The sequence below is a fragment of the Bradyrhizobium sp. BRP56 genome (assembly GCF_020194035.1).
GTDB lineage: Bacteria > Pseudomonadota > Alphaproteobacteria > Rhizobiales > Xanthobacteraceae > Bradyrhizobium > Bradyrhizobium australafricanum.
In genome coordinates this window covers 1-11,542 of the sequence record NZ_JADYVV010000119.1, presented here as the reverse complement: position 1 = coordinate 11,542, position 11,542 = coordinate 1, and the positions used below count along the sequence as shown (strand labels likewise).

Sequence of the window (11,542 nt, the reverse complement as noted above, 5' to 3'; positions counted from 1 at the left end):
TCCCAGGAATAACCCATCCCCTACCTCGCTCGCGTCATGACGGGCGCGTGCGAACGCGCGTCTGGCGATAACAAGAACAAGCAGGATGGGTTTGATGACGGGTTTGGATGGGACGCACGCGGCGGCGTCGGTGGTGGCGCTGCATTGCTCGCTGGGGTCGGGACGGCAATGGACGAAGCTTGCGGCGGCGCTCGGCGGCGACCGGTTCATGGCGCCGGATATTTCCGGCTATGGCGTTGCGGCCTGCGGGCGCGACTGGCCGCGGACGCTGGATGGCGAGATCGCGCGGCTCGAGCCCTGGCTCGCCAGGGCCGACGGGCCGATCCATCTGATCGGGCATTCCTATGGCGGGGCGATCGCGTTTCGGCTGGCGACCGCCTCGCCTTATGCGCAGCACGTTCGCAGCCTGACGCTGATCGAGCCGGTGCTGCCCACGTTGCTGCGGGACACGCCCGCCGATGCGCGGCTCTACGACCGCTTCGCGCGGATCGCGCAGGTCGTCTCAAAGGATATTGTCGACGGCGCCGTGCTGGAGGCGGTCGAGGCGTTCACTGCGTTCTGGGCCGGCTCCGGGCCGCGCGAGCAGTTCTCGCCGAGCGGGCGGCTGCGGATGATCGAGCAGGCCGACAAGCTGCCTTGCGATTTCAGCGCCGCGCTCGACCTTGACGGGGTGGCGGAAGCCGCGCGTGCCTTGAAGGTGCCGACGCTGTTGCTGTCGGGCGGGCTGTCGCCCTATGTGACGCAGCGCATTGTCGCCAAACTCGCCGCGCTGATCGATGGCGCCGAGCTGCGGCATCTGCCGGGTGCCGGCCACATGCTGCCGGTGACGCATGCCGATCGGGTCAACCCGGAGATCCTGCGGCACATCTGGCGCGCCCAGGAGCTGACGAATTTGGAGCTGACGAATTTGGAGCTGGCGAAGCTCGAGCTGGCGGCGGATGCGGGGCCGGCCGAGGCAGCGCAGCCGGCTGGCTCGGCCAGGCGGCATCTGGTATTCAGGAGGCCCTCATTTTGGGAATAGTTTGCCGATGATTTTGCCTCGCACGCGCGCCTCAGCCCTTGCCGCCTCCGCGCTGCTTTTGCTCGCTGGCTCTCCCGCGCGTGCGGCGGGCGAAACCGACGCCGTGCCGAAGGGCGCGGCGGTGACGGTGCTGAAGGCCTCGAAATTCTGCTTCGGCAATATCGTCGAGGTTTCGGGCATCGTGCTGCCGCGCGATGAGCAGCAGATCCGGCCCGAGCGTTTCGGCTTGAAGGTGGCGGAGGTGATGGTCGATCCCGGCGACACCGTCACCGCAGGGCAAGTGCTGGCGAAGCTGACCGACGGCGCCAACTCGGTCAACGTCACGGCGCCGGTGGCGGGCACGATCTCGGCGTCGTCGGCGATCATAGGCAGCCCGGCCTCGGGCAAGGACGCGCTGTTCTCGATCATCGCCAAGAGCGAGTATGACCTGGTCGGCATGGTGCCGACCCGCGACATCGCCAAGCTGAAGACCGAGCAGACGGCGCAGCTCAAGGTCCTCGGCGCCGGCGATCTCGACGGCAAGGTGCGGCGGATCGCGCCGACGGTCGAGCCGAACAGCCAGCTCGGCCAGGTGTTCATCGGCATCGGCGCGAACAAGCGGCTGCTGGTGAATTCGTCCGGCCGCGCCCAGATCAAGACCGGACAGAGCTGCGGCGTCGCGGTGCCGCTGACCGCGATCCTCTATTCCACCGCCGGCACCGTGGTGCAGGTGGTGCGCGGCGGCCGCGTCGAGACGCGGCGGGTCGAGACCGGATTGATGTCGGCCGGCCAGGTCGAGATCCGCGACGGCATCCAGGAAGGCGACATCGTCGTCGCCCGCGCCGGCGCGCTGCTGCGCGAGGGCGATCCGGTGCGGCCGGTCGGCGCAAGCGCGGATGCAAAGTAGGTTCATCCATACTGTCGTCCCGGGCAAGCCAACGGGTCGGCGCAAAGCGCCGCCCGATGACAGGCTCCGCGCGACCCGGGATCCATAACCACCAATGTGAATTGTCTGAAGAGCTGTGGCCACAGCGCGCTTCAACAATGCGGCCCTGTGGTTATGGGTCCCGGCTTTCGCCGGGACGACGTGGGAGAGAGCCGGACTCAACCGCCGAGCTTGATGTCTTCCAGCAGCGAGGACGACACGCTCGGCACCTGCTCGCCTTCGCTCGCGCGCGAGATCGCGACGCGGGTCTTGTTGAAGGCGCTTTCGGCGCCGGCCTGGGCGTTGAGGTTGTTGAGCAGCTCGGAGACCAGCACGCTGTTCGGCGCCTTGCTGTCGTCGGCGACCTTGCCCGGCGTCGCCGAGCTCAGCACGATGGTGTTCTCCGGCGGGCTGATCGGCGCGAGACCGTGCGAGAACGCACGGAAGCGGCGCTCATAGGGATTGCGGCGCGAGGCATCGAGCACGACGAGCTTGGCCTTGGCGCCGCGCTCCTTCATCGCATCGAGCACGGACTCGACGCTGACGCCGGTGCGCTTGACGTCGGCTTCCTTCCAGATCGTGGCGTCGACCGGGATCATGTAGCTTTCACGCCCCACCTGTACGCCGTAGCCACCAAAGAACAGCATCACGACGGTGTCGGGACGAATCTTGGCCTTCATGCGCTCGACGGCGCGGAACATGTCATCCTTGGTCGCATCCTCGACCACGTCGACGTCAAAGCCCTCGCGGCGCAGCGCCGACGACAGGGTGCGGGCATCGTTGATCGGCTGGGCCAGCGGCGCCGCGGCGTCCGGATAGTGGCCGTTGCCGATGATCAGTGCGAGGCGGGAAGTGCCGACCGGAATGCTGCCGGTCAGCTCGGTGGGGGCGACCTTGTCGCCACCCTTGGCGACATCGAGGGTGCGCTTGTTGAGCGCGGCATGGGCGCCAATCGCCAGCGACACCGTGCCGGCCACCGCCACGCAGACGGCGATGGTCCGGCGGGAAATGCGAAGCTGCCTAAGGTCCATAGCGTTCCTAAGTCCCAATTCTTATCCCGATGGCGCTCAAGCGAAGATCGCGCCAGTTAGTCGCGTCAAAGACGTTCAGGTTTAATGGGGTTGAGGTGTGTGTGCCGTTGAATTGAACTCAATTTGCGGCGCCGCAACAAACGCTCCTTTAACCCGGACGGCCGCTCGGGGCAACCCGAATTGCCGCATGCTGCCGCCCGGCAGAGGCCATTGACGCCGTTAAGATCCCGTTACGTGATCTCTGTCACATTTGTATTCTGTAGGGATTCATGTAGCTTTCCAAAGGCTTGCGGGTTTGGGGCAGAGCGACAGGAAACTCCGTCGGGCGGCGGCGTTAACCGGTTCCTCGGGAAAGGGGATTCTTTGAGCTTCTTGGGCCTTCACGAGATCGCAGGCGCGGTGTGCCGGTCGCTGACCGCCCAGAAGGACGGCCCGTCGCTGTACGAGGTCTGCGACCCCGTGCTGCAGGCCTATCGCGGCGGCGATGCCCATCTTGGAAAATTCTACCGGACCGCGCTCGGCAATCCGCCGCTGCGCGCGCTGCTCCGCCGCACCGGCCTGCCCGCGCTCAACGATCCCGACCGCCTTGCCGGCCTGCGCGCGGCGCTCACCGCGGCGCGCGACGTCGCGGCGCCGGACTGGGCCGCGATCGGCACGCCCGTCGCAGCATTGATGGACGGTATCAGCGTGCGCCACCCCGCCCCGCCCGCCGCGACCGCACCTGGCCGCCCGCCGGAGATCGCCGAGATCGACCGCGTGATCCGCCTGACCGGCGCGCATCTGTTGCGCTCGTTCGGCAGGAACGGCTTCATCCCGACCTATGCCGCCTTCAACCTGATCGGCGACCCTGACGTGGGCGGGCGCGAGCTGCTGATGGCGCTGACCGGGCTGAACGCGCGCGGCTACAAGAACTCGACCTTGCTGTTCAATCTGGCGCGGATCTTCATCGCGCAGTCGCCGGCGCGCGCGCTGATCAACCCGGCCTGGCGCGGCATCGCCGAGCCGATGTGGGAGCCGGTGCAGATCCGCCACCGCTCGGCCTATTACGACGCCTTCTTCACCGAGGCGCTGCTCGGCTTCGTCGAGACCGGGCTTGCCTCGCCGGATGAAGCTGTTACCGCGCGGCGCGCGATCGCCGACATGGTGGATTTCTGCCTCAAGACCAGCGCCGAGGAGGTGCCGTCGCACGACGGCTCGACGGTGAAGGTCATCACCGCGCTGGCGCCGGGCCGGCATCCGCGCTTCTCGCGCTTCTTCGCCCAGATCAAGCAGGATCTCGGCTTCGGCATCTATGTGCCGGACTGCGACACCACGGCGTGCTCGTTCTCGGCCGCGACCCAGGCCGGCTCCGACGATCCGATCCTGCAGCAGCCGCTGCTCGACTTCTACCGCGGCTACCAGGTGCGATCGGGCGCCAACGAGCCGCGCGTCACCGTGCCGCTCAACGACAACATCGACTACGAGGGCGGCGTCGTCACCTGGATCGACAATCTCGCCGGCGAGCGGCCCTATGGCAACGACCTCGATCCGACGCTGAACCTCGACATCCTCGAGGTCTCGTTCCGCAACCTCACCCGCTGGCAGATCATCGAGACGCCGCAGCGGCTGGAGACGGTGCATCGCATCATCGCCTTCCAGAAGAATCTGGTCGAGAGCGGCGCGTTCAAAAATCCGCGCTCGCACATCTATTATCTGCCCGAGCTCTATTCGGCCTATTTCGGCCGCTGCTATGCCGCCTTCGTCGCGCTGCCGCTGGCGGCGCAGCGCATCATCGATCCCGGCAACGTGTTCGCGCTGATCCGCGCCCGCGTGCTCGGCTATGTCACGCACGAGCTGATCGCCCACGAGATGAACCCGTTCGACGCCGCGCTGGCGCTGATGGCGCTGGCGCATCTCGGCGCCGAGGTCTCGACCTTCACGCCGGCGCTGCACTGCATCGTGCAAGGGCTCGGCGAGGGCGGCCGCAAGGGGCCCTACCGGGCCTATGAGTGGAATAAGATGAAGACGCCGACCCGCATCCTGGTCGGCGGGCCGGAGGTGACCTCGGCGTTCGTGCTGATGGCGCTGGCGCTGGCGAAGCGACGAATGGCCGCGGTGTAGGATGGGTAGAGCGAAGCGAAACCCATCATTGACACCGACGATGCGAATGATGGGTTTCGCTGCGCTCTACCCATCCTACGGACCTACGGGACCTCGAAGGCGAATAGCGCATTCGCAGGGCAATGACGCGAAGTTGAAACTGGCGGAAACGCAACGGCACTGGCACGGTTGCCCAATTGCCCGCACAATCGTTGGGCACTGACCTCTGCACGCTAAAAGCCATTTGAACGATAAGAACCTGGCCGGGAACGCCGATGTTCAAGACGCTGCTCACCGCGGGCCTGCTGCTCTCGCTGCCGACGCTGGCTGTCGCCGCCGACATCACCGGCGTGCCGAAGATCCGCGACGGCGACCAGCTCATGATCGGCAGCGTCCGCATCCGGCTCGCAGGCGTCGACGCGCCGTCGACCGACCAGCTCTGCCTCAATACCAAGGGCGAGCGCTGGACCTGCGGCGTCGCCGCGCGCGACGAGCTGATCAAGCATGCCGGCAACAAGACCTGGACCTGCCACGCCCGCTCGGTCGATCGCCGCGGCCGCACCATCGCGCGCTGCGAAGTCGACGGCGAGGACATCCAGAAATGGCTGGTCGCGAGCGGCTGGGCGCTGGCCTACACCCGCGCCTCGCACGACTATGAAGCCGACGAGAAGGCCGCGCGTGAGGCAAAAGCCGGGATGTGGCAGGGCGCCTTCATCGCGCCGTGGGACTGGCGGGTGCGCAACAAGAAGACCACCGTGCTCGGCGCGGTGAAGCCGCCGGATGGCGCCAACGCGATCCTGCTCGCCTCGGCCTCCGGCCCGGTGGCGCCCTCGCCCGACTGCACCATCAAGGGCAACGTCAACCGCTCCGGCGAATGCATCTTTCACCAGCGGACGAGCCGCTGGTACGCCAAGATCGAAATGAAGATCAGCAAGGGCACGCGCTGGTTCTGCTCGGTCGAGGAGGCCGAAGCCGCTGGTTGCCGCGAGACGCGGCGCTAGTCGGAAGTCTGATTGAATTGTAGCCTCATCGGTACCGCGCTCCCTCTCCCGCTTGCGGGGAGGGTTTGGGGTGGGGGGTGTCACCGCTTGCGACGCTCTTCATGAGGAGAGAGCCCCCACCCGGATTGCATCTTCGATGCAATCCGACCTCCCCCGCACGCGGGAGAGGTAAGGAGACCGTCGTCGTGACTGATAGCGAAGCCAATCCGCCTTCCGCGCGCCGGCGCAGCCGCTTCCGGCAAGCGCAGATGGCATTGTTGTTCGTCCTGGCGATCTACCTGATCGCGGCCTATCTGCTGCTGCCGGCGCTGTGGACGCATTACGAGCATCAGAAGGGCCTCGCCAATCTGCCGATGGTGACGCGCACCGCGCAGGGCATTCCCGGCGATCCGATGAATGTCGGGCTGATCGGCGACAAGAGGGATGTGGTCTGCGCGATGCACGAGGCCGGCTGGTTTCCGGCCGATCCGGTGACGCTGAAATCCTCGATCGAGATCGTGGGCAGCGTGCTGCTCGATCGTCCCTACAAGGATGCGCCGGTGAGCAATCTGTTCTATCTCGACCGCCGCGAGGATCTTGCCTTCGAGCGGCCGGTCGGATCGAGCGCGGACCGCCGCAACCATGTCCGGTTCTGGAAAGTGCTCGACCAGGGCGAGGAGAAACGTCCGGTGTGGCTGGGCGCTGCGACGCTCGACCGCAGCGTCGGCGTCAGCCACTACACCGGCGCGGTGACGCATCACATCGCGGCCGATCTCGACGCCGAACGCGCGCTGCTCGCCACTGACCTCGAGTCCGCCGGCATGGTCACCGCGAAATATCAGGTCACCGGCATCGGCCCGACCTTCAACGGCCGCAATGGCGGCGGCGATCCCTATTACACCGACGGCGAAATCTGGGTGCTGCGGCTGGTCGAGGCCTGCCGCAAGAACCACGGCACCGTCGAGCAGCTCCCGAGCCCCGCCGCGACCGAGTTCAAGGACCAGGTCTGGCGCGCGGTCGTCGAATCGATCGGCAAATAGCATTGTGTCCCGCGGTTTTGGAAACGCTGGATTGCTTCGTCCTGCTCGCAATCGAAGCCGCGATGGAATAGTCTCCGCGCTTGACCCCTCACACGCATGATTTGCGCGCTTTATCCAAAAGGAACAGGACGATGACCGTTCGCGCGGGCCGGGAATTTCTGGCCATCCCCGGGCCCACCACGATGCCCGATCAGGTGCTGCAGGCAATGCACCGCCCGGCGCTCGACATCTACTCCAACGAGATGGTCGAACTGACTGAGAGCCTGCTGCGCGACCTCTCGAAGCTGTTCGTCACCCAGGGCAAGTCCTACATCTACATCTCCAACGGCCACGGCGCCTGGGAGGCGACGCTCTCCAACGTGCTGTCGCGCGGCGACAAGGTGCTGGTGCTGGAGAGCGGGCGTTTCGCGATCGGCTGGGGCCAGGCCGCGGCCGCGATGGGCGCCGAGGTCGAGGTGCTGAAGGGCGACTGGCGCCGCGCGATCCGTCCGGCCGAGGTCGAGGAGCGGCTGCGGCGCGACAAGGAGCACACCATCAAGGCGATCCTCGTGGTGCAGGTCGACACCGCGTCCGGCGCCTATAACGACATCGAGGCGATCGGCAAGGCGATCAAGGCCGCCGGCCACCCTGCATTGTTCATGGTCGACACCGTAGCCTCGCTCGGCTGCATGCCGTTCGAGATGGACAAATGGTATGTCGACGTCGCGATGTCGGGCTCGCAGAAGGGCCTGATGACGCCGCCCGGCCTCGGCTTCGTCGCTGCCAATGACCGCGCCTGGGACGCCCACAAGAAGGCCGATCTGCGCACGCCCTATTGGGACTGGACCGAGCGCGAGGGCAGCGAGCACTACCGCAAATATGCCGGCACCGCGCCGGTGCATCTGCTGTTCGCGCTACGCGAGGCGATCAACATGCTGCACGCCGAAGGCCTGGAGAATGCGCATCTGCGGCATCGGCTGCTCGGCGAAGCCGTGCGCCGCGCGGTCGCGGTCTGGGGCGAAGGACAGGTGCTCGGCTTCAACATCGCCGAGCCCGCCGAGCGTTCCAACACCGTGACGACGGTGACCGTGAAGGGCGCCGACCCCGCCGCGATCCAGCGCTACGCCAAGGAGAAATGCGGCGTGGTGCTCGGCACCGGCATCGGCGATTTGCAGGGCCAGGCCTTCCGCATCGCGCATATGGGCCACGTCAACGCACCGATGATCCTCGGCACCCTCGGCGTCGTCGAGGTCGCGCTGACAGCGCTGAACATCCCGCACGGCAAGGCCGGCGCCGACGCCGCCATCCAGTGGCTCGGCGAGAACGTGAAGGCGTAGGCCGAGGCGGTCTGAGGCTTTAACCCGTCATCCTGAGGAGCCCGCCAAACGCGGGCGTCTCGAAGGATCGACGGCCGCGCTCCCGCCGCGAGCGAATCGGAGTGCGCGGAAATAGCCGGGCCGTGCATCCTTCGAGGCTCGCTCCGTTCGCACCTCAGGATGACGGGATCGAGGTCGCGGAAAGGATAGATGCTTATCCTATTGACCGTGACCACGCTTGCCGCATGATCAATCCGTGCATTGTGCGCGCGGGACTGGTGAAAATGGGCATCTGCGTCTACATGCTTCGTTGCGCCGACAACTCGTTCTACGTCGGCAGCGCCACGGGTGACGATCTCGCGCCACGCATCGAACAGCATAATGCGGGTGCCTTCCCAGGCCATACCTACAATCGGCGACCAGTCGTCCTCGTCTGGTCGGAGTATTTCGAGCGCATCACCGACGGCATCGCGGCCGAGCGGCAGATCAAGGGCTGGAGCCGGGCGAAGAAGGAAGCATTGATTCGGTTGGATTGGGCCACGATCAGCCGACTGGCTCATCGACGCAGAACGACCCCTTCCCCGTCATCCTGAGGAGGCCGCGGAGCGGCCGTCTCGAAGGATCGGCGGCCACGCTCGCGCCGCGAGAGAATCGGAGCATGCTGAGATATCCGGGCCGTGCATCCTTCGAGACGCGCGCAAGAGCGCGCTCCTCAGGATGACGGGCGAGTGGCGCGGGATAGGCAACGAAGAGGTGCCACGACTTTTTGACGGGGCACGAGCACTTTTCGTCGTCATCATTTTCCGCTTTACTGCCGGCAACAGCCGGGCACGGATCCCTGCGACACAACAAAATGGAGGGACCGCTTGGCATCGGTGGAATTGCGCGGCCTGGTCAAGCGGTTTGGATCGTTTGTCGCGGTTGATGATGTTTCGCTCACGATCGATCATGGCCAGCTGGTCTGCCTGCTCGGACCGTCCGGCTGCGGCAAGACCACCACGCTGCGGCTGATCGCCGGGTTCCTCGAACCATCCGACGGCGAGATCCGCGTCGGCGACCGTGTGGTGTCGTCGAAGGCGCGCACGCTGCCGCCCGAGCAGCGCAACATGTCGATGATCTTCCAGAGCTACGCGCTGTGGCCGCATATGACGGTGGCCGAGAACATCGTCTACGGCCTGCGCTTGCGCAAAATGGATCGCGACACCATCGCCAAGAAGCTCGCCGCGATCCTGGCGACCACCAAGCTGGAACCACTGGCGCAACGCTATCCGGGCGAGCTTTCCGGCGGCCAGCAGCAACGCGTCGCGTTGGCGCGCGCGCTGATCGTCGGTCCCGAGACGCTGCTGCTCGACGAACCCTTGTCCAATCTCGACGCCAATCTGCGCGAGGAGATGCGATTCGAGATCCGCCGCCTGCACGACGAATATCGCTACACCACGGTCTATGTCACCCACGACCAGTCCGAGGCGATGACGACAGCCGACCTGATCGCGGTGATGAATGCCGGCAAGATCGACCAGCTCGGCAGCCCTGAGGACATCTATGCGCGGCCGGAATCGGAATTCGTCGCGCGCTTCATCGGCGCCGCCAACGTGATCAAGGGCACCGCGCGCGATGCGAACCACGTGGAGTTCGCCGGCGCAACGCTCGAGGTGGTCGGCGCCACGCTGACGGCCGGCCAGAGTGCGCCGGTCGCGATCCGCCAGCACGAGATCCAGCTCGCGACGCAACCGCCCGCGCCGGCGCAGAACACGCTCAAAGCCATCGTGACCCGGCAGGTCTATCTCGGCATGAACCGCGACTACATGGTGGAAACCGCTGACGGCACATCGCTGCGGGTGACCACGCCGACCGAAACCGCAGTCGAGAAGGGCAGCGAGGTCTGGCTGACCTTGCCGCCCGCACGCTGCCGGGCGCTGAGCCGATAACAACAAGAAACGGAGCGACGCGATGCGGAAGCCGATTTCCAGACGCGATGTCCTGAAAGGCTCGGCGGCGCTTGCGGTCGGCACGGTGTTCGCGTCACCGGCACGCGCCGCCGCACCCGAGCCGGTCGCGATCACGCCCGATCTCGTCGCCGCCGCGACCAAGGAAGGCAAGCTCGTGTTCTATTCGTCGATGGACCTGCCGGTCGGCGAAAAGCTCGGCAAGGCGTTCGAGGCCGCCTATCCCGGCATCACCGTGCAGATCGAGCGCTCAGGCTCGGAGCGGCTGTTCCAACGCGTGGCGCAGGAATTCGATTCCAACATCCACGCCGCCGACGTCGTCAACAGCGCCGATGCCTCGCATTTCATCCCCTGGAAGAAGAGCGGTTGGCTGATGCCGTTCGTGCCCGAGGACGTCGCGAAACATTTTCCCGACAACTATCGCGACCCCGACGGCATGGCCGTGACCACGCGGCTGTGGCTGTCGTCGATCGCCTACAACACCAATCTGGTGAAGGCGGAGGACGCGCCGAAGAGCTTTGTCGATCTGCTCGACCCGAAATGGGTGGGCAAGATGGTGAAGGGCCATCCCGCCTACAGCGGCACGATCATGACCACCACGTTCCAGATCGTGCGCGAGCTCGGTTGGCCGTATCTGGAGAAGCTTGCGAAACAGCGCGTGATGCAGGTGCAGTCCTCGACCGATCCGCCGAAAAAGCTCTCGCTCGGCGAGCGCGCCGTGATGGCCGACGGCAATGAATATGGCATCGTGCTCTTGAAGGAAGCCGGACAACCGGTCGAGCCGGTCTATCCGACCGAAGGCACGCCGACGATCTCGGGTCCCACAGGCATCTTCGCTGGCGCGCCGCATCCGAACGCCGCAAAGCTGTTCCAGGCCTGGCTGCACACCCGCGCGACCCAGCAATTCTTCGTCGACTTCACCGGCCAATATTCGCTGCACGCCCAGGTGCAGCCGAAGGCCGGCCGACGCAAGCTTTCCGAAATCAAGCTGATGAAAGAGGATCCGGCGGGGGTGGAAGCAATGACCGAAGAGATCAAGACGCGCTATGCGCGGCTGTTTCGGGTGTGAGGATGCCAAGCGTCAGTCGCACGGTCGTTCTTCACCTCGCCCCGCTTGCGGCAGGGCTGTCCGGGGAACGTCATCCATAGCAGAACTCCATCTGGTTTGGGGATGTTCTGCATTTGCGGTGGCTGGGATTGATGGGCGGAGGCTGGTCGATGGTGGCGAGTGCTCGACGGGTGAACA

Annotated in this window: 10 protein-coding genes; 9 read left to right on the top strand and 1 reads right to left on the bottom strand. The window is 65.9% G+C overall.

Annotated features, from left to right (window positions below; genetic code table 11):
- The first annotated feature begins 94 nt into the window (after positions 1 to 94).
- Both I6F38_RS42075 and I6F38_RS42070 read left to right on the top strand, forming a co-directional pair.
- Positions 95 to 1,021 carry an alpha/beta fold hydrolase gene (locus tag I6F38_RS42075; protein ID WP_225164520.1) on the top strand — a complete coding sequence of 309 codons (927 nt, stop codon included), beginning with the start codon at positions 95 to 97 and terminating at the stop codon, positions 1,019 to 1,021.
- A 7-nt stretch (positions 1,022 to 1,028) separates the two neighbouring features.
- Positions 1,029 to 1,907 (top strand): HlyD family efflux transporter periplasmic adaptor subunit, encoded by an 879-nt coding sequence (locus I6F38_RS42070; RefSeq protein WP_225164519.1) that lies wholly within the window; start codon positions 1,029 to 1,031, stop codon positions 1,905 to 1,907.
- A 197-nt stretch (positions 1,908 to 2,104) separates the two neighbouring features.
- On the opposite strand, the gene I6F38_RS42065 is transcribed toward I6F38_RS42070, so the two are convergent.
- Entirely contained in the window at positions 2,105 to 2,956 is an 852-nt protein-coding gene (locus I6F38_RS42065) for a caspase family protein (RefSeq protein ID WP_225164518.1), read from the bottom strand.
- A gap of 372 nt (positions 2,957 to 3,328) precedes the next feature.
- Between I6F38_RS42065 and I6F38_RS42060 the strand changes: the two genes are divergently transcribed.
- The 7 genes from I6F38_RS42060 (at position 3,329) to I6F38_RS42030 (ending at position 11,365) form a co-directional block, all read left to right on the top strand.
- Entirely contained in the window at positions 3,329 to 5,056 is a 1,728-nt protein-coding gene (locus tag I6F38_RS42060) for a hypothetical protein (RefSeq protein ID WP_225164524.1), read from the top strand.
- 254 nt (positions 5,057 to 5,310) lie between these two features.
- Positions 5,311 to 6,036 carry a thermonuclease family protein gene (locus I6F38_RS42055; protein ID WP_057021088.1) on the top strand — a complete coding sequence of 242 codons (726 nt, stop codon included), beginning with the start codon at positions 5,311 to 5,313 and terminating at the stop codon, positions 6,034 to 6,036.
- 248 nt (positions 6,037 to 6,284) lie between these two features.
- A complete protein-coding gene (locus I6F38_RS42050) occupies positions 6,285 to 7,055 on the top strand; it encodes an LssY C-terminal domain-containing protein (RefSeq protein WP_225164523.1) in 771 nt (256 codons plus the stop codon).
- Positions 7,056 to 7,186: 131 nt separating this feature from the next.
- Positions 7,187 to 8,371 carry an aminotransferase class V-fold PLP-dependent enzyme gene (locus tag I6F38_RS42045; protein ID WP_225164517.1) on the top strand — a complete coding sequence of 395 codons (1,185 nt, stop codon included), beginning with the start codon at positions 7,187 to 7,189 and terminating at the stop codon, positions 8,369 to 8,371.
- A gap of 263 nt (positions 8,372 to 8,634) precedes the next feature.
- Complete coding sequence (locus I6F38_RS42040) at positions 8,635 to 8,943, top strand: GIY-YIG nuclease family protein (RefSeq protein ID WP_225164522.1); 309 nt, start codon at positions 8,635 to 8,637, stop codon at positions 8,941 to 8,943.
- 282 nt (positions 8,944 to 9,225) lie between these two features.
- Positions 9,226 to 10,278 (top strand): ABC transporter ATP-binding protein, encoded by a 1,053-nt coding sequence (locus I6F38_RS42035; protein WP_225164521.1) that lies wholly within the window; start codon positions 9,226 to 9,228, stop codon positions 10,276 to 10,278.
- Between the two features lie 22 nt (positions 10,279 to 10,300).
- Positions 10,301 to 11,365, top strand: a complete 1,065-nt coding sequence (locus tag I6F38_RS42030; protein WP_225164516.1) for a substrate-binding domain-containing protein — start codon at positions 10,301 to 10,303, stop codon at positions 11,363 to 11,365.
- The last annotated feature ends 177 nt before the right edge of the window (positions 11,366 to 11,542 follow it).